The organism is Stenotrophomonas sp. yr243 (assembly GCF_900184195.1).
Lineage (GTDB): Bacteria > Pseudomonadota > Gammaproteobacteria > Xanthomonadales > Xanthomonadaceae > Stenotrophomonas > Stenotrophomonas lactitubi.
The window spans coordinates 240809-264177 of sequence record NZ_FXWT01000001.1; the positions used below are offsets into that span (position 1 = coordinate 240809).

Consider the following 23369-nt stretch of genomic DNA (forward strand, 5'->3'; position numbering starts at 1 on the left):
CACCCCGCGCACCCAGTAGAGCCACGCCATGCGTGGCTGCCCGGCATCCCGTGGCTGGCGCCGGGTCATGCCCGGTGCCGCCGTCCTTCAGAACGTGAACACATACTCCAGCGCGAACTCACGACCCACCGCACCGAGCAGGCGGGTCGGGGCGAAATCGTAGTCGACCTTGTACGGGTCCTTGTGGTTCCAGCTGGTCGCGTTGAAAGCGTTGTTCACGTACAGATTGACCTTCATGAACTCGGTCACCTGGTAGCCAACGTTGAAATTCCAGGTGATGAACGGCCCGACCCGGCCGTAGTAGCGCGCCGTCTGCTGGCCGGCGTTCGGGTTCGTATTGGCCGATCCATCCGGACGCGTGGCTGGCTCCAGGCAGTTCAGCGACGGGCTGTCGCTGGGCACGTAGCCATCGGTGAACGGCAGACAGCCGCCGGGGTTGTCCAGGCGGTCGGTGCCCCAGTGATAGCGCACGCCCGGCACCGAGCCGATGCGGTCGGCATACACGTTCGCGTTCCAGTTGCCGCCCTGCCAGGCCAGGCTCGCGCGCAGCTTGCTGCGCAGGTCACGGTCGCGGCGCTCGGGGTTCGGATCGTTGGCGTAGCGCTGCTCCTTGGTCGAGATCTGGTTGGTGTAGTTCACCCCCAGCTGGAAGCTGCCCCATGCGGCCGTCTCCAGGCGATAGCGCGCGCTCAGATCGATACCACGCACTTCGCGGCTGGCCAGGTTGAACGGCCCGCGCTCGATCGACACCAACCGCCCGCTGCTGTCACGGTTCACCCGGGCGAGGATGCCGGCGCAGTAAGCCTCACCCGCCGGGTTCGCCCACGGCGTACCGTCCATGTTCTTGCCGGTCAGGCAGCCCGCTTCGCTGGCCAGTACTTCGTCCGCACCGACGTCGACGATCATGTCTTCCAGCTTGATCGCCCAGTAGTCCGCGCTCATCGACAGGTTCGGCAGCACGTCCCAGACAAAGCCGACCGTCCACGAATCACCGGTTTCCGAGCGCAGCAGCGGCGTACCCCGACGGTTCACGTCGAACGCATACCAGACATCGGTATTGCCCACGCCGCAGTTGTTGACCAGATAGGCGCCGCTCTCGATGCAGCGCAGGCGGTCATAGGTCAACACCTCGGAACTGCTGGCCTGGCCCAGCAGGTAGTGCATGTCCGGCGCGTGGAAGCTGGTGGCGTAGGAGCCGCGCACCAGCAGCGACTCGAACGGACGCCATTCCAGGCCGGCGTTCCAGGTGGTTTCCTTCTGGCTGCCGACATCCAGCGCCTCGCCGCCGCCGTCGGCCTTGTAGCTGCCGTAACGGTCGTAGCGTGCCGCAGCGGTGGCGATCAGGCTGTCGGCCAAGGGGATCTTGAACTCGACACCGGCCGAATAGCGGGTGCGCTCACCGCCACCACGATCAACGTTCTGCAGGTCGAAATCGATGCCAGCCCGCGGGTCCGGGCTGAGGTGATAGCCCTGCTTCGCCACTTCGGCCACTGCCGCGAACGAGATCGGTCCGGCCCAGCCTTGGAACAGTTCACCGGTGATGTCGGCCGAGGCCTGGTTGACGTAGGAGGACGCGCGGTTCTTGGCGACCGTGCCCATCTGCCAGTACTGGTCCGGGGTGATCGGGTTCCACCAGCGCGCCTCGTTCAATGCGTAGATGGCCTCTCCGTCGCCGGTGGTGCCCAGCCGTGGGCCGAGGAAGAAGTCGTACGACTTCTGTTCGTCCACCACGTTCTGCCGCTCTTCAACGCGGTAGTAGGAACGGCCAACCGTGGCGCTCCAGTCGAAGCGATCGGCCAGGCGCCCGCGCAGGCCTGCGCTGATATCCCACGACAACTCGCGGTTGGTATTGCGCAGCGTGTCCAGGCCACCGACTTCGTTCGGGGTGAACTGGCGCACGCCGAGCACCGGGCGATTGCGGTTGGCATCCCAGTAGTAACCGTTGGCGTCGTCGATCAGCGACACGCTGGGCGGATTGGTGCCCCAGATCGCCTCGGACCGGTACACCGCCAGGTTGCTCCAGGCCTGCAGGCCATCGCCGAAATCAAAGGTGCCATAGAGATTGCCCGACACGTTCTCCGAGCCGCCGGTCAGCAGCCAGTTGGCGTAGTCGGCGCTCATGCCGCACAGGCGGCCGGTGTTGCTCACCGTATTGGCGTTGTAGTTGTAGACCAGCCGATCGGCGGTGTAGTACTCGCCAGCGAATTTCTCGCAGGTGCCGTCCGGCGGCGCCAGGCGCTGGCCGTTGCTGGGGTCGATCAGGGCAAGGCCTGCGGTGGGACGGAAACCGACCTTGCGCTGTTCCATGTTCCAGGACGGGTACAGCGCATCGTCAGCGTCGTCCATCTGCGGCCGGTCGCGGCCGAACAGCGGATCGCGCTTGGTGTACTGCAAAGCGTAGGTCACGCTCCAGTTGTCGCCGGTCTTGCCGCCTGCCCAGGACAGGTCCCAGGTATCACGCCCGCCTTCGGTGGACGTGCCGCCGCGCACGCGTACTTCGTCGCCGTCGTAGTTGGTCTTCAGGATGACGTTGACCACGCCGGCGATGGCGTCCGAACCATAGATCGCCGACGCGCCGCCGGTCAGCACTTCGATGCGCTCCACGGCAGCGGCAGGAATGTTGCTGTAGTTGGAGAAATTGGTCTCGCCGCCATAGGGCAGCGGGTAGTCGGCCACACGGCGGCCGTTGACCAGCAGAAGGCTGCGGTTGGGCCCCATGCCGCGCAGGTTCAGGCCGCTCGCGTTGGGTGTGTGCGAGCCCCACTGCGACGCCGCTTCGACGGTGCCGGTCGCTTCGGTCAGCGTCTTCAGCGCGTCGTAGACGGTGACGAAGCCTTCCTTCTGGATCTGTGCGGCGGTGATCACGTTGACCGGGGCCGGACCTTCGACGCCGGCACGCTTGATGCGCGAACCGGTAACGGTGACGGCATCGAGGTCCTTGGTGGACGATGTGGCCGCTTCCTGTGCGCCAGCGGCAAAGGGCAGCAAGGCAAGGACAAGGGCCTGGGACAGCAGATGACGACGGTTGCGGACGGACTGAGCCATGGGTGGTTGCTCTTGGATGGTGGACGCGCGGTCGGATGGCGATCCCGGGCGTTGAACCGATCCCTCTCGATTCGATCACCCTCCCCTGTGGATCGATCCAAACTAAAGCACAGCTGAACCACGCCCGGCATGTGGCGACGCAGCATCCGACCGCTGCGTGTCGCTATCGCCTGCCGGCAGGCAAATTAATCAATGAGTTGCGAAACATCGCTACGAAAGCGGCACAGATGTCGATGACACGATCACGACACTCGCGCGCAGAACGATTTTGTCCGTGGCGAATCGGGTACCCGGGTCGGATCCTCCCGTAGAGGGGCTCTGACCCGATAGCGTCTGGCCGGGGTCAGAGCCCTTCTGCGAAGGGATCCGACCCCGGGCGACTCTCAGCCGTCCAGCGCCTTCCGCAGCGCGGTCACCGTCGCCGCGTCGGTCTGGCTCCAGTCTGGGTCCAGCCCGCGCAGGGCCGGGTTCTGGAACCGCATGGCCGAGCGTCGTTGCCCCTTGGCCGAGGCGTGCAGCTCGGTACAACCGGTCTGGCGCGCCACGGCGGCGATGTTGCCCGGACCAAGCCCGGCGCCGGCCATGACGCTGATCCTGCCGGCCGCCTGTGCGACCAGCGCGGCCAGTACCTCGGCACCGGCTTCGGCACTGGCCTGGCCGCCGGAGGTCAGCACCCGCTGGCAGCCCAGCCCGATCACCTGTTCCAGCGCCGCAGGCAGATCGCGGGCGGCATCGAACGCACGGTGGAAGGTCACCTGCAGCGGGCCGGCCGCCTGCACCAGTTCCCGGCACAGTGGCAGGTCGATGTCGCCCTGTTCATCCAGCGCACCGATCACCACGCCGTCACAGCCCAGCGCGCGGCACTGCGCGATATCACGCAGCATCAGCTCGGTTTCCAGCGCGTCGTAGTGGAAATCACCCGGGCGTGGTCGCACCAGCACGAACAACGGAATCTGCAGCCGCTCGCGGGCGATGGCGATGCTGCCAAACGACGGTGTGGTGCCGCCCTCGGCGAGGTTGTCGAACAGTTCGATGCGATCAGCACCACCGGCCTGCGCGGCCAGCGCCGAGGCCACCGAGTTGCTGGCGATCTCCAGTGTGCGGCGCTCGCTCACGCCTGCGTGCTCGCATAGATCGACGGCGAGTCGCGCAGGTCATCCTGGCGTTGTGCATCGCACACCGCGTAGACGAAGCCGCGATGCAGCGCATAGGCACCGACCTCGCCCTGCTTGTTCATCGCCAGGAAGCAGACCTGCAGCGTGCGGCTCGCTTCGGGGCGCTTGCGCACAACGCGGTCGATCGCCTCGCGGCAGGCCTGTGCCGGCGAGCGCCCCTGGCGCATCAGCTCGACCACCAGGAACGAGGCCGCGTTGCGGATCATTTCTTCGCCGACACCCGAGGCGGTGGCGGCGCCCACTTCGTTGTCCACGTAAAGGCCGGCGCCGATGATCGGGCTGTCGCCCACCCGGCCGTGCAGTTTCCAGGCCATGCCGCTGGTGGTGCAGGCACCGGCCAGGTTGCCCTTGGCGTCCAGCGCCAGCATGCCGATGGTGTCGTGGTTGTCGCTGTTGCCGGGTAGACCGCGGCGCTCGGCATTGATCTGCGGCGCGTACTTCTCGGTCTTCAACCATTCGCGCCACGCCGCTTCGGCCTTCGGGGTCAGCAGGTGCTGGCGCTCGAAGCCCTGCTGCACGGCGAACTGCTGCGCGCCCTCGCCCACCAGCAGCACGTGCGGGCTGTTCTCCATCACTTTGCGGGCCACCGACACCGGATGCAGGATGTCGACCAGCGCAGCGACCGCGCCACAGCGGCCATCGCCATCCATGACGCTGGCGTCCAAGCTCAGCACGCCGTCGCGGTCCGGGTTGCCGCAATGGCCGACGGTGGGATTGCACAGCTCGCTTTCGGCCCAGCGGGCACCGGCTTCCACCGCATCCAGCGCACTGCCGCCCTGCGCCAGCACTTTCCACGCGGCCTGGTTGGCCGGCACGCCGAAGTCCCAGGTCGATACAACCTTGGCCCCGCCCTGCGTGCGCGCCTTCACCATCGGCAACGCTGCCACACCTGCGGCCAGTGCACTGGCCTGCAGGAACTGCCTGCGATCCACCATCTTCGCCTCCGTCTGCATGCTGCGCCCGCCGGCCCGATGCCGGCAGCGCCGATCAATCGTGCGCGGGCGTCCGCGCGGCGTGCCAGGCCGCTGCGCCGAGCACGCCCAACTGGCCATGTTCGACCCGCCACACCGGCACCTGGCGCAGGACGTCGGTCAGCACGCCCTTGTTGAGGAAGCGCTCACGGAAACGGCCGTCGGCCAGGAAATCCTGCACATGGGTGGAAATGCCGCCGGCCAGGTACACCGAGCGCGCGCCAACCGCGATCGCCGCGTCGCCGGCCAGGCTGCCCAGCCAGGCGCAGAACACCTGAAGGGTCTCCACCGCCAGCGCATCGTCGCCTTGCCGCGCAGCCGCGATCAGCGCTTCGGTGCTGGTCCATTGCGGCGCCACGCCGCGCAGTTCGCACAGGCAGGGGTACAGGTTCATCAGGCCGCTGCCGGACAGCACGCGCTCGTTGTCCACGTGCGGCCAGCGCTGCAGCAGCTGGCCCAGTACATGCAGCTCCAGCGCGTTGCCGGCGCCCAATGCAGCGTGGCCGATCTCGCTGGCCAACACCGGGCGCTCGCCATCGGCGAAGCGCAATGCCGCCCCCAGGCCGGTGCCCGGCCCCAGCACCAGCGCCGGGAACGTCTTGGCCGGATCGGCATCGCCGTTCAACGGCACCAGTGTGTCGGCCTGCAGATAGGGAATGGCCAGCGCCACCGCTTCGAAATCATTGATCAGCTGCAGGTCGGGCAGGCCCGACTCGCGGCGCGTCGCCGACAGCGACACGGTCCACGGCAGATTGGCGTTGATCAGGGTGTCGCCGTCGAGCAGCCCGGCGATGGCGACCACCGCGCTGGCCATCGGCTGGCCGAGGCTGGCGGTGAAATCGGCGAGGATCGCCGCCAGGCTGGGGTGGTCGGCGCAGGCGTAGGTGCGGTAGCTGCCCAGCCGCGGCGCCTGCCCCGGCACGGTCTCAGCCAGCGCCAGGCGGGCGAAGGTGCCACCGACATCGGCGACCACCAGGCTGCGGGGAACGCCGCTGCGGGCGGGTTCGGATGGAACCGGGGACACTGCTGCAACGTTCACGCTGGCCTGCTTGGATCGATTGAATCGTCCCGATTCTCAGGCATCGGCCGGCCTTTGCCTAGCGCGGCGACAGCGGCGCCCGGGCTCACATGCCTTCCTGCTCGGCCACCTGCACGCCATCCACCAGCACCCGCAGGCGCTGCGGACGGAACCCGGCGAACAGCAGCGGCCGGGTCCGCTCCACCAGCACTTCATGGCCGGCGATATGGCGCTGCCACGACTGTACCAGCGAGAACGAGAAATGCGTGCCTGGATGCAGCGGGTGCTGCACCCATACCTTCTCGCTGGCGCTCTGCAGCATCATCGCGCCGGTGAACCAGTGGCGGCTGAGGGTGACCGGCGTGGTGCCGGCAATGAAGCGGATATCCATGCTGCGTCCTTTCGTGATGGAAGTGCGTGACGGAAGCCCGGCCCGCGCTCAGGGCTGCGCGGTCTGCAGGCTGTAGCTGGTGCTGGCGGTGAACACCGCACCATCCGGCTGGGTGGAACGCACCTCGACCTTGTGGCTGCCCACGGCCAGATCGGTCGGCAACGCACCACGCCACAGGTGCGGCGAGGCGGTGGCTTCCGGCGAGCGGTCGTAGCCGCGCAACGTAGAAGCCAGATCGTCGGCGACGTTCTCCACCATCAGCCGCGGATCAGGCTGGCTGACCTGCTTCATGGGCTGCCAGGCGCCGCCATCGACGCGGTACTCGACCACGCTGGCGTCCTCGCCCATGTAGACGTTGGCGTAGATGCCCCACGCCGGGTACGCGCCCTTGCGCAGCACCTTCGGCGCATGCAGGCCGATCTGCTCGCTGGCTGCCGCACCCGCCACCCGGTACTGCAGGCGGTAGCTGCCGTTGCTGGCCACGTCCAGCAGCGCATAGCCCTTCGGCGTGCCATCGCTCATGGTGCTGTCCGGTACGCCGGCGGCATTCTTCACGCCCGACCAGAACGCACCGCAGTTGGCACCGACGTTGTACTCGTGCAGCGGCCTGGCACCCTGCCAGCCATCAGCCTTGCCGTGGTAGACGTGCTGCTGGGTGTGGCTGTGGCCGCTGAGCACCAGCACGTTGCGGAAGTCCTTCAGCAGGTCGAACAGGCGCTGACGGTCGGCATGGCGGAAGGTCTCGCGACCCGGTGCTGCATCGAACAGCGGGATGTGCATGCCCAGCACCAGCAGGCGGTCCTTGTGCAAACCCTTCAGATACGCAGCAAGGAAGGCGAACTGATCCTCGCGCAGGCCACCGACATACTTCGGCTTGGCATTGGGGTCGTACACCACGTCGTCGAGGAACACGAAGCTGGCGCCGCCCTCTTCCACCGCATAGGTATCGGGGCCGTAGATGTTGCGCCAGCTGTCCAGCGAATGCGCGTCATTGGCCGCGTCGAAGTCCAGGTCGTGGTTGCCGGGCACGTGGAACCACGGCACGCCGAGCTCGGTGGTGACCTTGTTGATCGCCGGGTACAGGGTCAGGTCGTCGTTGACGATGTCACCGAGCGTGGTACCCAGGCGAGCCTTGGTCTGCCCCACCAGCGGCGCCACGATCGACTGCTGGTAGTAGCCGATGTCCTGCAGGCTGGCAGTCTGCGAATCGGTGAACACCAGCATCTGGAAGCCACGGCGGCTGTCATGCCGGTCGTTCTGCAGGGCGAAGTCCCAGTTGCGGGCGACATCACTGGTGGCCGCGATGCCGCCGTACTTCAGCGCAGGGGAACCGTTCGGCCGGTAGTGCCGCCAGAACGACGGCAGGCCGTCGGCAGCCTTCGGGAAGGAATAGGCATCGGGCTTGATGACGAAGACCGTCTGGCCGTCACGCACCGCCAGGCTGTAGCTGCCATCGGCAGCGGTCTTGACGATGGTTTCGCCATTGGACACCTGCACGCCGGCCAGGCCCGGATCGGTCGCACCGCGGCCCGGCTTGGCGTCACGCTCCAGATAGACCTTGCCGCTGACCACGGTGTCCGCGGCCCAGGCCGGCGAGGTCAGCAACAGGCAGCACAGCCAGGCGGCAGGCAGTTTCATGGGGGGGTCCGGGGAAAAGAAGACGCCATATTGTAGGTGCGGACCGTTGGTCCGCACACCTTGTTCAACGATGGCGCTTTTCCAGCACGTCGCGGGCATCTTCCAGCGACAGCCCGCGCGCGCGTAGCAACACCAGCAGGTGGTACAGCAGGTCCGAGGCCTCGCTGAGCAGTGCTTCATCGTCCTGCGCCACGCCGGCCAGCGCCGTCTCCACGCCTTCCTCGCCCACCTTCTGCGCGATGCGACGGATGCCGCCCTCGAACAGGGATGTCGTATAGCTGCCGGAAGGACGCAGCGCCTCACGCACGGCGACCAGCTGGTCCAGGCCACCGAGGAAGTCCTTCGGCGCGCCATCGAAGCAGCTTTCCGCCCCGGTGTGGCAGGTGGGGCCTGCCGGGCGTGCCAGCACCAGCAGCGTATCGGCATCGCAATCGACGCTGATCGACTGCACCGCCAGCACATTGCCGGACTGCTCGCCCTTGGTCCAGAGACGCTGCTTGCTGCGGCTGAAGAAGGTCATGTGACCGATCGCCAGCGTCGCCGCCAGCGACTCGGCGCTGACGTAGCCCAGCATCAGTACCTGCAGGGTGTCGACGTCCTGCACCACGGCCGGCAACAGTCCATCGCCCTTGTCCCAGTCCAGCGTTTCCAGCGCCTGCGGCGACGGCCGCACATCAATAGACATCTCGTACCTCGATCTGCTGCTCGCGCAGGTAGCGCTTCAAGTCGGCAATGGCGATGGCGCCACTGTGGAACACGCTGGCCGCCAGCGCACCGTCAACGTCGGCCTGGTCAAAGGCCTGGGCGAAGTGCTCCATCGCACCCGCGCCTCCCGACGCGATGAGTGGCACCTGGCACAGCGCACGCGCCTGTCGTAGCTGCTCCACGTCATAGCCGCGGCGCACGCCATCGCTGTCCATGCAGTTCAGCACGATCTCGCCGGCACCGCGGCGCTGCGCCTCGACGATCCAGTCCAGCGTGCGCAACGGCACCGCCTGGGTCTTGTCCGGGTCGCCACTGAATCGGCGCACGCGCCACTGGCCGTCTTCCTCGCGCACCGAGTCGACACCCACCACCACGCACTGCACGCCGAATTCTTCAGCCAGTTCGCTGATCAGTTCCGGGCGGCCCAGCGCGGGTGAGTTGATCGATATCTTGTCCGCACCAGCGAACAGCACGCGACGCGCTGTCTCCACGCTGTCGATGCCACCGGCCACGCAGAACGGGATATCGATCAGGCGCGCGATGCGCTCGATCCAGGCCACGTCCACCGAACGTGCCTCGGGGCTGGCGCCGATGTCATAGAACACCAGCTCGTCGGCGCCCTGGTCGCGATAGCGCTGGGCCAGTTCGGCGATGTCCCCCATGTCAACGTGATCGCGGAAGCGCACGCCTTTGACCACGCGGCCATCGCGTACGTCCAGGCAGGGAATGATGCGGCGGCTCAGCATGCCAGCGCCTCCGCCAGGTCCATGCGCTGTTCCAGCAGCGCCTTGCCGAGAATCGCACCGCCGCACCCGGCGGCCTGCGCCGCAGCCACATCGGCCACATCGCGGATACCGCCCGACGCCTGCACCGCCACGCCGGGCAGCAACGCCACCAGGTGCTGGTACAGGCTGATGTTCGGGCCGGCCAGCATGCCGTCGCGGGCAATGTCGGTGCACAGCAGATGGTGCATGCCCGCCTGCGCGTAGCGTTCGGCCAGCGCATCCAGGGTCACCCCCGCGTTTTCGGTCCAGCCGTGCACCGGCAACTGCCACTGCCCCTGCGCGTCCTGGCGCGCATCGAGGGCAATGGTCAACCGCTCCGGGCCGAACTCGGCCAGCCAGCCGATCACCTGTTCGGGCTCGCGCACCGCCAATGACCCGATCACCACGCGGCTGGCGCCGGCATCGAGGATGCGCGCCACGTCGTCGCGGCCACGCACACCGCCACCGGTCTGTACCTGCAGCGGCGTCTGCGCACGGATTGCGGCCAACAGCGGCGCCAGCGTATAGCCACCGGCACGTGCGGCATCCAGGTCGACCAGGTGCATCCACTGCGCGCCCTGCGCCGCGAACGCCTGCGCACGCGGCAACGGATCGTCGCCATAGTGGGTTTCCTGCGCGTAGTCGCCCTGGCGTAGCCGCACGACGCGGCCATCACGGATATCCAGCGCGGGATAGACGGTGAAACTCATGCAGCGGTGCCCTCGAGGAAATTGCGCAGCATCAGCGAACCAGTATCGCCGGACCGCTCGGGATGGAACTGGGCACCGAAGTAGCGGCCCTGCTCGACCACCGCAGTGAACAGGCCACCGTGGTCGCAGGCGGCCACGGTATGGCTGTTCAGCGGCGCGGCGTAGCTGTGCACGAAGTACGCACTGGCGCGCTCGGGAACCCCCTGCAGCAGCAGCGACGGGCGCAGTGGCAGCAGCCGGTTCCAGCCCATGTGCGGCACGCGGATGCCACAGGCCGGCACCAGCTTGCGCACCACCCCGGGAATCAATCCAAGCGTATCCACGCCGGCCTCTTCGGAGCGATCGAACAACAGCTGCATGCCCAGGCAGATACCCATCAGCGGCACCTGCAGTTGGCGCAGCGGCTCGACCAGTCCCTGCGCATGCAGTCGCTGCATGCCGGGGCCGGCCGCACCGACGCCGGGCAGGATCACCCGTCGCGCACCGGCCAGGCCAGCGGGGTCGCGGACCAGGCGCACCGTGGCGCCGAGCCGCTCCAGTGCGTAGCGCACCGAGCCCAGGTTGGCGCCGCCGGCATCGATCAGCACGACCTCGCTCACAGCGCCCCCTTGGTGGTCGGCAATGCGGTGCCCTGCCGCGCAAGCGCAGGCCGCAACGCACGCGCCAAGGCCTTGAAGCACGCTTCGACCTTGTGGTGGTCGTTGTCGCCGCGCACCTGCAGGTTGAGGTTCAGGCCGCTGGCATCGCACAGCGATCGGAAGAAGTGCGGGACCAGTTCGGTCGGCATGTCGCCCACACGCTCGCGCTTGAACTCGCCTTCGAACACGAAATACGGGCGGCCACTGAAATCCAGCGCAGCACTGGCCAGGGTTTCATCCATCGGCAGGGTGAAACCGTAACGACCGATGCCGCGCTTGTCCCCCAGTGCTTCGCGCAGGGCTTGGCCCAGCGCCAGACCGGTGTCTTCGATGGTGTGGTGTTCGTCGATGTGCAGATCGCCCTCGGCGCGGATGTCCAGGGCGAAGCCACCGTGCTTGCCGATCTGTTCCAGCATGTGGTCGAAGAACGGCAGGCCGGTGTGGATGTGCGCATCGCCGGCACGATCCAGATCCAGTTCGACACGGATCTTCGTTTCCTTGGTATTGCGCTGGACCACCGCCGTACGCGGCGCATCGGCGAGTGCGTGAGCAATGCCCGGCCAGTCCCACTCACCACCAAACTGTTCGGTGCGAAGCTGGAAGCCACGGATGTTGAGGTTGTCGGCGAACTGCAGGTCGGTGATGCGGTCGCCGACCATGCCCGAGCGCGCCCAGTCGATGCTGCGGTCCTGCAGGTAGGCGGTCATCAGGCCGATGCCGGGCTTGCGGGTCGGCGCATTCTCGTGCGGCCAGCTGGCGTCGACCAGCACGTCACGGAAGACGATGCCCTGGCTTTCGAAGATCTGCAGCATCAGGTCGTTCGGGCCATCGAAGCTGGCGCGCGGATAGCCTTCGCTACCCAGACCGTCCTGGTTGGTGACGATCACGAACTGGTAGCCGGCATCGCGCAGTTTCAGCAGCGCCGGGATCACCTGCGGCACGAAACGCAGCTTCTCGTAGGCATCGATCTGGAAATCCGCCGGTTCCTCGATGAGGGTGCCGTCGCGGTCGATGAACAGGATGGGCGTCATGCCACAGCCCTCCGTGCCGACAGGGCCGCAAGCACGCGGTCGTTCTCCTCGGGGCTGCCGATGCTGATGCGCAGTGCATCCCCCAACAGTGGCGCAGCGCGCTGGTCGCGCACCACCACACCGGCAGCGAGCAGTGTGTCGAACGCGGCCTGGGCATCGGCAAAGCGGACCAGCAGGTAGTTGCCGGCCGAGGCGTACACCCGGCGGACGCCCGGCAGGCCAACCAGCGCGGCGCCCAGGCGTTCGCGCTCAGCGATGACCGTGGCCACGCGTTCGGCGGTGCGTGCCAGCGCGGCCGGCTGCAGTGCCTGCACGGCCAGCTCGGCGCACGGCGTCGGCACCGGGTATGGCGCTTGGCAGCGACGCAGCACGGCAATCAGTTCCGGCGCGGCGATCAAGGTGCCGACGCGGGCGGCAGCCAGTGCGTGCGCCTTCGACAATGTGCGCAGCACCGCCAGGTTGGTGTGTGCGGCAAGCAGCGAGGTCGCCGAGGCGCGCTGCGCGTACTCGACATAGGCCTCATCCACCACCACCAGCGCCTGCCCACGCAGGGCAACGGCTACGCGCTCAATTTCCGACAGCGGGATATCGCTGCCGGCAGGATTGGACGGCGCGCACAGGAAAACGAGCTTGGCGCCCTGCCCCTTCGCAGCGGCAATCACCGCATCCAGGTCCGTGCGCAGGCCCTCTTCATCATCGATCAGTGGGACTTCAATCAACGGCGCACCCTGCAACCGCGCGCAGACCGCGTACATGCCGAATACCGGCGGCGTCACCAGCACGCCATCGCGGCACGGCACGCACAGGGCGCGCACCAGCAGATCGATCGCTTCGTCGCTGCCACGGCCTACCAGCAGCTGTTGCGGCTGCACGCCGTACAGCGAGGCAAGTGCTTCACGCAGCGCAGCTGGCTGCGGCTCCGGGTAGCGGCGGCTGCCGCCGGTGGCATCGGCCGGATTGGCCCACGCCGATTCATTCGCGTTCAACCACACCTCACCCTGCACAGCGCTGCTGCGCGCCGAACTGTAGCCGGCGAAGGCCTGCAGATCCGAGCGCACCAAGGCCAGCACGCCGTCGATGTCCGCGCTCATGCGGCCACCTCCATGCGCAGCGCCACCGCACGTTCGTGCGCGTCCAGCCCTTCGGCGCTGGCGAGGATGCGCGCGCAGCCACCGATCGCGGCCAAGCCGGCGGCACTCGCGCTCTGCACGCTGATCAGGTTCTGGAAACTGGCCACGCTGACACCGCTGTAGGCACGCGCGGCACCGGCGGTGGGCAGCACGTGGTTGGTGCCGCTGCAGTAGTCGCCCAGTGCTTCCGGCGTGTAGTCGCCGAGGAACACCGAACCGGCCGCCTGCACCTGGCCCAGCCAGTCGCGCGGTTCGCGCAGGGCCAGGATCAGGTGTTCGGGGGCGTAGCGGTTGCTGATCGCAAACGCATCCACCAGCGATTCAACCTGGATCAACTGCGACGCCGACAGTGCCTGGCGGGCAATGTCCTGCCGCGGCAACAGGGCCACCTGGCGTTCCACTTCGGCCTCGACGGCAGCCAGCATCGCTGCGTCATCGGTCAGCAGGAGTACCTGCGAATCCGGGCCGTGCTCGGCCTGCGACAGCAGATCGGCGGCGACGAAGGCCGGATTGGCGCCGGCATCGGCGATCACCAGCACTTCCGAGGGACCGGCCGGCATGTCGATGGCGGCGGCACCGTCCTGTGCCACCTGCTGCTTGGCCTCGGTGACGAAACTGTTGCCCGGCCCGAACAGCTTGTCGCTCGCCGGGATGCTTTCGGTGCCATAGGCCATCGCCGCGATCGCCTGCGCACCACCCAGCTTGAACACGCGTTGCACACCGGTCAGGCGCGCGGCCACCAGCACCGCAGGATCGGCCGTACCGTCGGCACGCGGCGGGGTGCACAGCACCACCTGTGGGCAAGCGGCCAACTGCGCCGGCACGCCCAGCATCAGCGCAGTGGACGGCAGTGGCGCACTACCGGCCGGCACGTACAGCCCAACCCGGCCGATCGGCCGCAGCATGCGCTCGCAGACCACGCCCGGCGCGGTTTCCACCGTATAGCCCTGGCCCATGCCGGCCGCGTGGAAGCGGGTGATGCGTTCGGCCGCTTCCACCATGGCCTGGCGCAGCTCGGCCGGCACCGCGGCATCGGCAGCTGTGAACTCGGCTGCGGAAACTTCGAAATCCTGCAGATCCACGCCATCGAAGCGCGCGGTGATCGCGCGCAGCGCGGCGTCGCCCTGCGTGCGCACCTGCGCGATCAGCGCGGCCACCGCATCACGGGTCTGCTGCGCCACGGTCTGCACCGGGCGGGTCAGCGCCGCGCTGCGTGCGGCCTCGTCAAGTTGCGACCAGATCAGACGATTCATGCCAGCGACCGCTCCACGCTCAGTACCATCAGGCCCTGGGCGCCGGCGCGCTCCAGTTCTTCCATGCGCTGCCAGGTCAATGGACCGGGGCACATGGTCTGCAGGCGCAATGCACCGCCATCGGCAGGCAAACGCACCAACGGTTCGGCATCGGCCAGCAGCTGCGACAACGCGTCGACGCGGTCCTCGCTGGCGCGGAACATCAGCAGCTTGCGGTCCTGCCGCTGCACCACACCGTCCAGGCGGCGCAGCAGCATGCTGCGCAGCGCGCCGCGCGCATCATCGGGAACGCGTACCGCACCGGCCAGCACGGCTTCGCTATCGAGCAGGTTGTGCACCGGGGTGAGCTGGTTGGCACGCAGCGTGGCGCCGCTGGAGACCAGGTCGCAGATCAGGTCGGCGGTGCCCAGGCGCGGCGCGATCTCCACCGAGCCGGACAGTTCCACCACCTGTGCATCCACGCCCTGCGCGGCCAGCCACTGCTTGAGGATGGCGGGGTAGCTGGTGGCGATGCGGGTACCGGCCAGTTGTGCCGGCCCCTGCCATTGCCAGTCTTCCGGCACCGCCAGCATCAAGCGGCACTGGCCAAAGCCCAGCCCCCGCAATGCCTGGTAGGCATCGGCCAGGCCGATCTGGCGACGCGCGGCCGCCTGTTCGTCCAGTTCATTGCGGCCGACGATGCCCAGGTCGCAGACGCCATCGGCGATCAGGCCGGGAATGTCGTCGTCGCGCACCAGCAACAGGTCCACCGGCAGCGATTCGCCGTAGCAGAACAACTTGTCGCGGCTCTCGCGCCAGCTCAGGCCACAGGCACTGAGCAGGTTGCGGGCGGGCTCGGCCAGCCGGCCACTCTTCTGGATGGCGATACGCAGCCGGTCTCGCGCCGGCGCTGCCTGGGTTGCACTCATGGGGGAGGTCTCGAAGTCTGGAACGGGGCGCGGATCAGCGCGAAGCAAGGCGGTCGACAGCGGCGGCATAGCCTCGATGGCCATGCTCGAGCGTGCGTGCCACCCGTCCGGTGGTGGTCACGCTGACGCCGGTGCGCTCGTGGATCTCGCGATAGGGCACGCCCTGCTGCAGCAGCGGCACCACCTTCCAGCGGTCGGCCATGGCTTCCAGCTCGGCTGGCGTGCACAGGTCACGCAGGAAGGCGACCACCTGCTCCGGCTCGCGCAGCGCGGCAAAGGCCTGGGCCAGGGCGTCCAGATCGGCTTGCGGATCTTTGGCGGCGATGTCGGGGCGGGCTTTCACGAGCGGGGCTCTTGCATCAATGTAATAGCGTGTTAGTACATTAACGCATTCTTGCACGCTGCGTCAAAGGCACGGCCAGGTTCCGCCAGGCCCGTTCAGGCAGCGGAAACGAAAACGCCCACCGGGCGGTGGGCGTTCGGATGCAGCAATGGACAGGACTTCGATCAGGGCAGGCAGCGGACCTCTGCCTGCAGCGCGCCGCGCCGCAGGCATTCACCGAACAGGCTGCCCTGCCGGCTGGGACGAGGCTGCAGGTTCTGCAGCGCTCCGGCCCGGCCCGGGCACGCCCGCTCGGCAAGGGCCTGCAGATCCTGCTCAAGCTGCGCTCGATCCATCACATGGCAGCGATCAGCCACCAGCTGGTAATACGCAGGGCCGATCCGGGTGCTGCGCAACGCTGGATCGCTCTGGCATGCCGCCAGCAGGAACAGCATCAGTGTTCCTGCAGCGGCACGCGTCACGGCATGACCCGCGACTGCTCCAGCTCCACCTGCAGAGTGCTGGCCAGTTCGTCGCGCGAGATTTCGAACTGCTGCTCGCGCAGCAGGTCCTTCACCGCCACCACGCCGCGCGCCAGTTCGTCTTCGCCAGCCAGCACCACGAAACGGATACCGGCCTTGGCCGCGTACTGGAACTGCTTGCCGATCTTCTTCGGCTCCATCTGCACTTCAGTGTTGATGCCACCGGCGCGCAGGCGACGGGCAATATCCAGCGACTGCGGCATGCCCTGCTCGTCCATCAACGCTACCAGCGCCTGCACGCTGCTGGCCTCGATGCCCTCGATCAGGCCGGCTTCGCGCAGCTGCCAGAACAGGCGCGACAGGCCGATGGAAATGCCAACGCCCGGCAGCTTGGACTTGCTGTAGTGGCTGGCCAGGTCTTCATAACGGCCACCGGAACAGATCGAACCGATCTGCGGGTGGTCGGTCAACGTGGTCTCGTACACCGTGCCGGTGTAGTAATCCAGGCCACGGGCGATGGAGAAGTTCAGGCAATACGCACTTTCCGGAACGCCCAGTGCCTGCACCAGCTGCAGCACTTCGCGCAGCTCGGCCACGCCGGCACGCAGGATCTCCGACGAACCGGCGCCGGCTTCCAGTGCCGCCAGCTGCGCCAGCGCATCGGCATGGCCCTGCGAACGCACGGCGACGAAGGCAAGAATCTTCTCGACCTGTTCGGCCGGAATACCGAAGCCCTCGCCCACCAGCGTCTCGCGCACGTAGTCGGGGCCACGCTTGTCCAGCTTGTCCACTTCGCGCAGCACCGCCAGCTGGCGCTCGCCCTCGGCCACGCCCAGGCTCTCGAAGAAGCCGCGCAGCAGCTTGCGGTTGTTCAGCTGGATGCTGAAGTCACCGATGCGCAGTTCGGCAAACACCGCGTGGATGACCGCCAGCACTTCGGCGTCGTAACGCACGCTCAAGCTGTCCTTGCCGATCACGTCGATGTCGCACTGGTAGAACTCGCGGAAGCGGCCGCGCTGCGCACGCTCGCCGCGGTACACGCGCTGCATCTGGTAGCGACGGAACGGGAAGGTCAGCTCGTGTTCGTGCTCGGCCACGTAACGCGCCAGTGGCACGGTCAGGTCGAAGCGCAGCGCCATCTCCGGCAGCGAACGGTCGCCGGATTCGGCGGCGTTGGCCAGCGCGCCGGTGGACTGTACGAAGTACACCTGGCGCTCGGTCTCGCCGCCGGACTTGGTCAGCAGCACATCGGACAGCTCGAACACCGGCGTCTCCACCGGCAGGAACCCGAAGCGCTCGTAGTTCCGGCGGATCACGTCCAGCATGCGCTGGAATGCAATCTGCTCGCGCGGCAGCAGTTCAAGGGTGCCGGGCGGGGTACGGGGCTTGATCACGGGCGGAACTCCTGCAGGAACGGGACGTGGGAGGGGGCGACATTCTAGCGCCCCCGCCTCGGGCAGGGTCGAACGGCCGCTTGAAGTATCATAAGGCCCTCCCCGCCCGCGATACGCCCCCGCAACATGTCACGGCCTTCCGGCGCTCCGCCCGCCACCAATGACTCCGCCTCGCCGTCCTGCCCTACGCTGGACTGCCTGCACTGCTCGGTTCGCCACCTGGCGGTGTGCTCGGCGCTGTCTCCCGATGAAGTTCAGGCGCTGGAACAGGTCACCGTGTCGCAGCAGTTGACGATGGGCAGCACCCTCGCCCGCAGCGGCGAAGAGCGCCAGCATGTCTATACATTGACCGGCGGCGCGCTGCGGCTGGTACGCACGCTTGCCGACGGCCGCCGTCAGATCAATGGCTTCGTGCTGCCCGGCGATTACCTGGGCCTGAGCGGCAGCGACCACCATCGCTACGACATCGAGGCCATCGCCGACAGTCGCGTCTGCCGCGTCGCCCTGCCGCAGATGAAGGGCCTGCGCGCCCGTTATCCGCACCTTGAGCGCAAGCTGCTGCAGCGCGCCTGCCAGGAACTGGATGCTGCGCAGGATGCCGCACTGGCATTGGCACGCCTGCAACCGGCGGAAAAACTCGCTGATTTCCTGCTCCGCCTGGCTGCGCGCGAGGCCAAGCTGGGTGGCGATGGCCTGCGTGTTTCGCTGCCGATGGGCCGCGGCGACATCGCCGACCATCTTGGTCTGACCATGGAAACGGTCAGCCGCACCTTCACCAAGCTGCGCCAGCAGGGCCTGATCGCCCTGCCCCATCTGAACGTCGTTGAGATCCTCGACGAGGATGCCCTGCGCAGTCTGGCTGGTGAAGTGCAGGGCTGAGGGCCCTGACGTTGCTGGGGTTGCCGGCCAGCGGCCGGCACTACCAGAAGCACGCATCAGGGTAGTGCCGGCCGCTGGCCGGCAACCACGCAGACGCCTCCATCAACGCAACAACACCGCGCGCAACGCCGCGTAATCGGCCGCCAGCGGTTCGGCATGCGCTGGACGCTGCAGCAGCGCCTCCAAGGCCGGCGGCACCGCAACCGCTTCGCCGATCAACGGTTCCACCACCGCCTCGAACTTGGCCGGGTGCGCGGTAGCGACAACTGCCCAATCGCCCTTGGCGCCGCCCGCACGCAGATCCTGCAGCACCTTCACCGCCGTGGCCGTATGCGGGCAGAACAGCTCGCCATTGCTGGCATGGACACTGGCGATGGTCGCGCGGATGGTCACGTCATCCACTGCGAAGGCGCGGAACGCTGCGCGCAGTTCGGCATCGTCACCCTGGTACAGCCAGCGCAGCCGCTCGAAATTGCTGGGAGCGCCGACGTCCATGGCGTTGGCCACAGTCGCAATGCTGGCCAACGGCTGGTACTGATCGCCACCGAAATAGCGTGGCAGCACCGCATTGGCATTGGTGGCCAGCACGATCTGCCCGATCGGCACGCCCAGCGCGCGTGCCAACACCGCCGCCATCGCGTTGCCGAGATTGCCGGTCGGCACCACCAGGTTCAAGCGCCGTTGATGCTGCGCGTGATGGGTCAGCGCCGCATGCGCGTAGTAGCTCATCTGCGGCAGCAGCCGGCCCAGGCTGATGCTGTTGGCTGAACTCAGCGGCACCTGCGCCTGCAGGTCGCGGTCGGCCAGCGCCTGCTTCACCATCGCCTGGCAATCATCGAACGAGCCGGCTACCCGCAGCGCCCGGATGTTGTCGCCGAAGCAGCCGAGCTGATGGGCCTGTCGCGGTGACACCCGCCCATCGGGATACAGCACCACCACGCGTACACCGGGCTGCCGATGGAAGGCCGCTGCCACGGCCGCGCCGGTGTCACCGGAGGTAGCCACCACGATGGTCAGATCGCGGTCCTTGCCGGTCTGCAGCCGCGACAGCACACCGGCCAGGAAACGCGCACCGATGTCCTTGAATGCCGCCGTCGGCCCATGGAACAGCTCCAGTACGTGATCACCGTTGCCCAGCGCACGCAATGGCACGGGGAAATCGAAGGCCTCACGGCAGATCGATGGCAAGGCATCGGCCAGCGCATCCCCGTCGAAGAAGGGCGCCAGCAGGTCAGCGGCGGTGTCGGCCAGGGTCGCACCGGCCTGCAGCGTGCGCGGCGCCGGCAGCGCCTGCGGAACGTACAGCCCACCATCAGGCGCGAGACCGGCGGCGATGGCCGCACTGAGTCCAACAGCCGGCGACTGGCCACGGGTCGAAACGAATTGCATGGGATCGATATCCGGTAGGAAGGGAGAATTCAGCACAAGTTGGCTCCGGGTGCATCGAGCGGCGAGATCCAGGCATCGCTGTCGAAACCGGCAGCGGCGAAGGCCGCACGCACCGGTTCCGCTGCCGCGCGCGCCTGGTCGGCATCTTCAAACCAAGCGAATACGCTGGGCCCAGCGCCGGAAATGCCTGCGCCCATCGCGCCTGCAGCCAGTGCGGCGTCACGCGCCGCGTCGAAGCCGACGATGAGGCCCGCCCGCCGCGGCTCGACCAGCACGTCGCGCAGGCCGGCGCGCACCAGCGATGCATCACTGCGATGGCAGCCACTCAATACCAGCGCCAGGTTGGCGCTCTGCGCAACGAATTCGCCCAACGCATAGCTGCCCTGCAGCGCCTGCCGCGCGCGCCGGGTTTCCAGCACCGCATGTGGATGCACCAGCAGGCTGTGCCAGCTGGCCGGTACCGGAACCGGCACCAGGCGATCGGCGGTGCACAGCGCCACGCCACCCAGCAGCAGTGGGCCGACGTTGTCGCCATGGCGGCCACCGCTGGCCACGGCTTCGCCATCCAGTGCGAACGGATACAGCGCCTCACGCGACAGTGGCACGTCCAACAGCGCATTGGCCGCCACCAGTGCGGCCACGCAGGACGCGGCCGATCCGCCCATGCCGGAGCCGAAGGGAATGCCCTTGTCGATCTCGATGGCAAAACCGAAGCCCAGTCCCAGCCCCTCACGCAGCGATATCAGCGCCGCGCCAGCGGTGTTGCCGGCGGCTTCCAGCGGCAATTCGACCGCACTGCCGCGGATGGCGTCGATGCGCACCCGTGGTTCGTCGATGCGGCGCACGCTCACCGTATCGCCGATACCGGCGATGGCGTGGCCCAGGATGTCGAAGCCCACGGCCACGTTGGCCACCGATGCGGGCGCGAAGGCGCGTGCGATCACAGGCGCGCCCCTTCGCCGGCCGCCACCCGCAGCAGATCGGCGAACACACCGGCAGCGGTGACTTCCGGACCCGCGCCCGGGCCCTGCACCACCAGCGGGTTGTCGCAGTAGCGGCGGGTACGGAACTGCACCACGTTGTCGGTCAACCGCAGGTTGGCGAACGCGTGGTCGGCCGGCAGCTCCTGCAGGCCGACAGAGGCACCGTCCGGCCCCAGCCGCGCGACATAGCGCAGCACTGCACCGCGCTCACGGGCGTCGTGCAGCCGTGCCAGCAGCGCCTCATCGGATGCGCCCAGGCGGGCCATGAAGTCGTCCACGCTTCCCTCGCGCAGCAACGCCGGCACCAGGCTCTCCACCTGCACCTGCTCCAGGCTGAGTGCGTGTCCGGCCTCGCGGGCGAGGATCACCAGCTTGCGCGCGACGTCCACACCGGACAGGTCATCGCGCGGATCCGGCTCGGTGTAGCCCATCGAACGCGCCTGCGCGACCAGATCCGAGAACGGCTGGCTGCCGTCGAAGCGATTGAACAACCAGGCCAGCGTGCCGGAGAAGATACCTTCGACAGCGAGCACTTCGTCGCCGGTATCCACCAGATCACGCAGCGTGGTGATCACCGGCAGACCAGCCCCCACGGTGGCCTCGTAGCGGAAGCGCGCACCACTGGCGGCCGCTGCCGCGCGGATGCGCTGGTAGCGTGCAAGTGGCCCGGCGCCGGCCTGCTTGTTCGGGGTCACCACATGGATGCCGGCGGCCAGCCAGCCTTCATAGCGCTCGGCGACCTCTGCGCTGCCACTGCAGTCGATCACCACCGCATGCGGCAGATGCGCGGCCAGCAGGTGCTCGGTGAACTGGTCCAGATCGCTGGCCTGTCCGGCGTCCTGCAGCGCCTGGCGCCAGTCTTCATGCAGGCCATCGGCCTCCAGGCGCATGCGCGAGCGTGACGCAAGCGCGCGCAGGCGCAGATCGACGTTGGCCCTGGCCAGCAATTGCGGGCGTGCGGCCAGCAACTGGTCCAGCAGCGCGGCGCCGACATTGCCCGGACCGATCACGCCCACCGCGAACGTCTGCGGCGACAGCCAGAACCCCGCATGCGCGGCACGCAGCGCGCGGGTGGCATCGGCGCTTGCCACCGCCACCGAAATGTTGCGCTCGGACGACCCCTGCGCGATCGCCAGGATGTTCACCTGCGCCCGGCCCAGCGATTCGAACAGCCGCGCGGCCACGCCCGGCTGGCCCGCCATGCCATCGCCGACCGCAGCCAGCACGCTGACGCCCTCGCTGACCTGCACGCGCTGCACCTGACCGGCAGCCAGTTCGTGCGAGAACGCCTGCACCACGGCATCGCGACCACGCGCCGCTTCGCCTGCGCGGACAACACAGCAGATCGAATGTTCGGAAGACCCCTGCGAGATCATCACCACCGAGACCTGCGCCTGGCGCAGCGCGGCGAACACGCGTTCGGCGGTGCCGGGCACGCCGATCAGACCGGTGCCTTCCAGGTTCAGCAGGGCCAGATCCGCGCTCAGCGTCAGTCCTTTCACCGGTCCGCGTGGCGAGCGCTCGGCGCTGATGCGGGTACCCGGATGGCTGGGGTGGAACGTGTTGCGGATGAAGATCGGCAGACCCAGCCGGATTGCCGGCGACATGGTCTGCGGATGCACCACCTTGGCCCCGAAGTAGGCCAGCTCGCAGGCCTCGTCGTAGCTCAGCGCGTGCAGCTGCACGGCCTCCGGCACCAGCCGCGGGTCGGCCGACAGCACACCGTCGACGTCGGTCCAGATGTGCAGCTCATCGGCGTTGAACAGTGCAGCGAAGATCGCACCGGAATAGTCGCTGCCGTTGCGACCCAGCGTGGTGACGCGATCCTGGCGGTCGCGGGCGACGAACCCGGTAGCCACCACGCGCAACTGCGGGTGCTGCAGCCGCCATGCGGCAAGGCGGCCGGCACTGGCATCCCAGTCGACATCCACGCCCAGTTCGCCATGGCCGACCACCAGCACATCGCGCGCATCCAGCACCGCGCAGTCCTCACCCAGGGCACGCAGGTGGGTGCCGAGCAGCTGCGCGGAGAACACTTCGCCCAGGCCCTGCACGCGGTCGAGTACTTCGCGTGGCAGTTCACCGATCACTGCCAGAGCGGCCAGCACCTCGGCCAGCTGGTCGAAGCGCGCGTCGATCCAGTCCACGGTGTCGCCCACCTGCTCACCCAGCAGCGCTACCGCGGCACTACGATGGCGTGCGCGCAGTGCATGCCAGGCTTCCTGCCAGCCGGCATCGCCCTGGGCTGCCAGGTGCGCCAGTTCGATCAGCGCGTCGGTAACACCCTTCATGGCCGAGACCACGCTGACCTGCAACGACTCGGGGCGGGCCAGCAGCAGACCGGCAACATGGCGATAGCGCTCAGCGTCGGCCACCGAAGTGCCGCCGAACTTGTGCACGACAGTGGACGGCGCAGCCAGAGCGGACGCAGCAGGCGAATGGGCGGGGGCGATGGAAGACATGCAGACCTCGGTTGGAGGCCCCGTCGCATGCAGGTGGTCGAGTTTCCCCGTCACCTGGATGGTGCGGGGCCGTTGTTTTCG

21 protein-coding genes are annotated in these 23369 nt (G+C 67.8%); 1 reads left to right on the forward strand and 20 read right to left on the reverse strand.

Features of this window, described 5'->3' with window-relative positions:
- Window positions 1-87: 87 nt before the first annotated feature.
- From QOL57_RS00985 to hisS, 17 genes are all read right to left on the reverse strand, one after another.
- Window positions 88-3045: a TonB-dependent receptor gene (locus tag QOL57_RS00985; RefSeq protein ID WP_089240847.1), complete on the reverse strand. Its 2958-nt coding sequence runs from the start codon at window positions 3043-3045 to the stop codon at window positions 88-90.
- Between the two features lie 383 nt (window positions 3046-3428).
- Window positions 3429-4160: a copper homeostasis protein CutC gene (locus QOL57_RS00990; RefSeq protein ID WP_089240845.1), complete on the reverse strand. Its 732-nt coding sequence runs from the start codon at window positions 4158-4160 to the stop codon at window positions 3429-3431.
- Window positions 4157-5155, reverse strand: coding sequence for a N(4)-(beta-N-acetylglucosaminyl)-L-asparaginase (locus QOL57_RS00995; protein WP_089241292.1), 999 nt, complete (start codon window positions 5153-5155; stop codon window positions 4157-4159). The genes QOL57_RS00990 and QOL57_RS00995 overlap by 4 nt, the downstream gene beginning before the upstream one ends.
- Window positions 5156-5207: 52 nt before the next feature.
- The gene (locus QOL57_RS01000) at window positions 5208-6230 is read right to left on the reverse strand and encodes a glucokinase (protein ID WP_089240843.1); all 1023 of its coding nucleotides are present in this window, start codon (window positions 6228-6230) and stop codon (window positions 5208-5210) included.
- An 85-nt stretch (window positions 6231-6315) separates the two neighbouring features.
- Window positions 6316-6600: a hypothetical protein gene (locus tag QOL57_RS01005; protein ID WP_089240841.1), complete on the reverse strand. Its 285-nt coding sequence runs from the start codon at window positions 6598-6600 to the stop codon at window positions 6316-6318.
- A gap of 48 nt (window positions 6601-6648) precedes the next feature.
- Window positions 6649-8238 (reverse strand): calcineurin-like phosphoesterase family protein, encoded by a 1590-nt coding sequence (locus QOL57_RS01010; protein ID WP_089240839.1) that lies wholly within the window; start codon window positions 8236-8238, stop codon window positions 6649-6651.
- 64 nt (window positions 8239-8302) lie between these two features.
- Window positions 8303-8923 carry a bifunctional phosphoribosyl-AMP cyclohydrolase/phosphoribosyl-ATP diphosphatase HisIE gene (hisIE, locus tag QOL57_RS01015; protein WP_089240837.1) on the reverse strand — a complete coding sequence of 207 codons (621 nt, stop codon included), beginning with the start codon at window positions 8921-8923 and terminating at the stop codon, window positions 8303-8305.
- Entirely contained in the window at window positions 8913-9689 is a 777-nt protein-coding gene (hisF, locus tag QOL57_RS01020) for an imidazole glycerol phosphate synthase subunit HisF (protein WP_089240835.1), read from the reverse strand. The genes hisIE and hisF overlap by 11 nt, the downstream gene beginning before the upstream one ends.
- Window positions 9683-10417, reverse strand: coding sequence for a 1-(5-phosphoribosyl)-5-[(5-phosphoribosylamino)methylideneamino]imidazole-4-carboxamide isomerase (gene hisA, locus QOL57_RS01025; RefSeq protein ID WP_089240833.1), 735 nt, complete (start codon window positions 10415-10417; stop codon window positions 9683-9685). Before hisA ends, hisF begins: the two co-directional genes overlap by 7 nt.
- The gene (gene hisH, locus QOL57_RS01030) at window positions 10414-11016 is read right to left on the reverse strand and encodes an imidazole glycerol phosphate synthase subunit HisH (RefSeq protein WP_089240831.1); all 603 of its coding nucleotides are present in this window, start codon (window positions 11014-11016) and stop codon (window positions 10414-10416) included. Before hisH ends, hisA begins: the two co-directional genes overlap by 4 nt.
- Window positions 11013-12086 (reverse strand): bifunctional histidinol-phosphatase/imidazoleglycerol-phosphate dehydratase HisB, encoded by a 1074-nt coding sequence (hisB, locus tag QOL57_RS01035; RefSeq protein WP_089240829.1) that lies wholly within the window; start codon window positions 12084-12086, stop codon window positions 11013-11015. The genes hisH and hisB overlap by 4 nt, the downstream gene beginning before the upstream one ends.
- On the reverse strand, window positions 12083-13177 hold the full coding sequence (gene hisC, locus QOL57_RS01040; protein WP_089240827.1) for a histidinol-phosphate transaminase: 1095 nt from the start codon (window positions 13175-13177) through the stop codon (window positions 12083-12085). The genes hisB and hisC overlap by 4 nt, the downstream gene beginning before the upstream one ends.
- Window positions 13174-14469, reverse strand: coding sequence for a histidinol dehydrogenase (hisD, locus tag QOL57_RS01045; RefSeq protein ID WP_089240825.1), 1296 nt, complete (start codon window positions 14467-14469; stop codon window positions 13174-13176). Before hisD ends, hisC begins: the two co-directional genes overlap by 4 nt.
- Window positions 14466-15377 (reverse strand): ATP phosphoribosyltransferase, encoded by a 912-nt coding sequence (gene hisG, locus QOL57_RS01050; protein ID WP_033830971.1) that lies wholly within the window; start codon window positions 15375-15377, stop codon window positions 14466-14468. The genes hisD and hisG overlap by 4 nt, the downstream gene beginning before the upstream one ends.
- A 34-nt stretch (window positions 15378-15411) precedes the next feature.
- Entirely contained in the window at window positions 15412-15720 is a 309-nt protein-coding gene (locus tag QOL57_RS01055) for a YerC/YecD family TrpR-related protein (protein WP_025874839.1), read from the reverse strand.
- A gap of 164 nt (window positions 15721-15884) precedes the next feature.
- Window positions 15885-16154 carry a hypothetical protein gene (locus QOL57_RS01060; RefSeq protein ID WP_089240823.1) on the reverse strand — a complete coding sequence of 90 codons (270 nt, stop codon included), beginning with the start codon at window positions 16152-16154 and terminating at the stop codon, window positions 15885-15887.
- A 23-nt stretch (window positions 16155-16177) separates the two neighbouring features.
- Window positions 16178-17575 (reverse strand): histidine--tRNA ligase, encoded by a 1398-nt coding sequence (gene hisS, locus QOL57_RS01065; RefSeq protein WP_089240821.1) that lies wholly within the window; start codon window positions 17573-17575, stop codon window positions 16178-16180.
- 126 nt (window positions 17576-17701) lie between these two features.
- Here hisS and QOL57_RS01070 point away from each other — a divergent pair, with 126 nt between their 5' ends.
- On the forward strand, window positions 17702-18454 hold the full coding sequence (locus QOL57_RS01070; protein ID WP_089240819.1) for a helix-turn-helix domain-containing protein: 753 nt from the start codon (window positions 17702-17704) through the stop codon (window positions 18452-18454).
- A gap of 102 nt (window positions 18455-18556) precedes the next feature.
- On the opposite strand, the gene thrC is transcribed toward QOL57_RS01070, so the two are convergent.
- The 3 genes from thrC to thrA are packed head-to-tail and all read right to left on the reverse strand — an operon-like array spanning window position 18557 to window position 23288.
- Window positions 18557-19843 (reverse strand): threonine synthase, encoded by a 1287-nt coding sequence (gene thrC, locus QOL57_RS01075; protein WP_089240817.1) that lies wholly within the window; start codon window positions 19841-19843, stop codon window positions 18557-18559.
- Window positions 19844-19872: 29 nt separating this feature from the next.
- On the reverse strand, window positions 19873-20787 hold the full coding sequence (locus QOL57_RS01080; RefSeq protein ID WP_089240815.1) for a homoserine kinase: 915 nt from the start codon (window positions 20785-20787) through the stop codon (window positions 19873-19875).
- Window positions 20784-23288: a bifunctional aspartate kinase/homoserine dehydrogenase I gene (gene thrA, locus QOL57_RS01085; protein ID WP_089240813.1), complete on the reverse strand. Its 2505-nt coding sequence runs from the start codon at window positions 23286-23288 to the stop codon at window positions 20784-20786. Before thrA ends, QOL57_RS01080 begins: the two co-directional genes overlap by 4 nt.
- Window positions 23289-23369: the final 81 nt, after the last annotated feature.

What these genes read in the sequence shown, in the direction of transcription:
- QOL57_RS00985 (WP_089240847.1), bottom strand. Translation starts at nt 3,045, where the DNA reads ATGGCTCAGTCCGTCCGCAACCGTCGTCATCTGCTGTCCCAGGCCCTT.
- QOL57_RS00995 (WP_089241292.1), bottom strand. Translation starts at nt 5,155, where the DNA reads ATGGTGGATCGCAGGCAGTTCCTGCAGGCCAGTGCACTGGCCGCAGGT.
- QOL57_RS01005 (WP_089240841.1), bottom strand. Translation starts at nt 6,600, where the DNA reads ATGGATATCCGCTTCATTGCCGGCACCACGCCGGTCACCCTCAGCCGC.
- QOL57_RS01010 (WP_089240839.1), bottom strand. Translation starts at nt 8,238, where the DNA reads ATGAAACTGCCTGCCGCCTGGCTGTGCTGCCTGTTGCTGACCTCGCCG.
- hisIE (WP_089240837.1), bottom strand. Translation starts at nt 8,923, where the DNA reads ATGTCTATTGATGTGCGGCCGTCGCCGCAGGCGCTGGAAACGCTGGAC.
- hisF (WP_089240835.1), bottom strand. Translation starts at nt 9,689, where the DNA reads ATGCTGAGCCGCCGCATCATTCCCTGCCTGGACGTACGCGATGGCCGC.
- hisA (WP_089240833.1), bottom strand. Translation starts at nt 10,417, where the DNA reads ATGAGTTTCACCGTCTATCCCGCGCTGGATATCCGTGATGGCCGCGTC.
- hisB (WP_089240829.1), bottom strand. Translation starts at nt 12,086, where the DNA reads ATGACGCCCATCCTGTTCATCGACCGCGACGGCACCCTCATCGAGGAA.
- hisC (WP_089240827.1), bottom strand. Translation starts at nt 13,177, where the DNA reads ATGAGCGCGGACATCGACGGCGTGCTGGCCTTGGTGCGCTCGGATCTG.
- hisD (WP_089240825.1), bottom strand. Translation starts at nt 14,469, where the DNA reads ATGAATCGTCTGATCTGGTCGCAACTTGACGAGGCCGCACGCAGCGCG.
- hisG (WP_033830971.1), bottom strand. Translation starts at nt 15,377, where the DNA reads ATGAGTGCAACCCAGGCAGCGCCGGCGCGAGACCGGCTGCGTATCGCC.
- QOL57_RS01060 (WP_089240823.1), bottom strand. Translation starts at nt 16,154, where the DNA reads ATGCTGTTCCTGCTGGCGGCATGCCAGAGCGATCCAGCGTTGCGCAGC.
- QOL57_RS01070 (WP_089240819.1), top strand. Translation starts at nt 17,702, where the DNA reads ATGTCACGGCCTTCCGGCGCTCCGCCCGCCACCAATGACTCCGCCTCG.
- thrC (WP_089240817.1), bottom strand. Translation starts at nt 19,843, where the DNA reads ATGCAATTCGTTTCGACCCGTGGCCAGTCGCCGGCTGTTGGACTCAGT.
- thrA (WP_089240813.1), bottom strand. Translation starts at nt 23,288, where the DNA reads ATGTCTTCCATCGCCCCCGCCCATTCGCCTGCTGCGTCCGCTCTGGCT.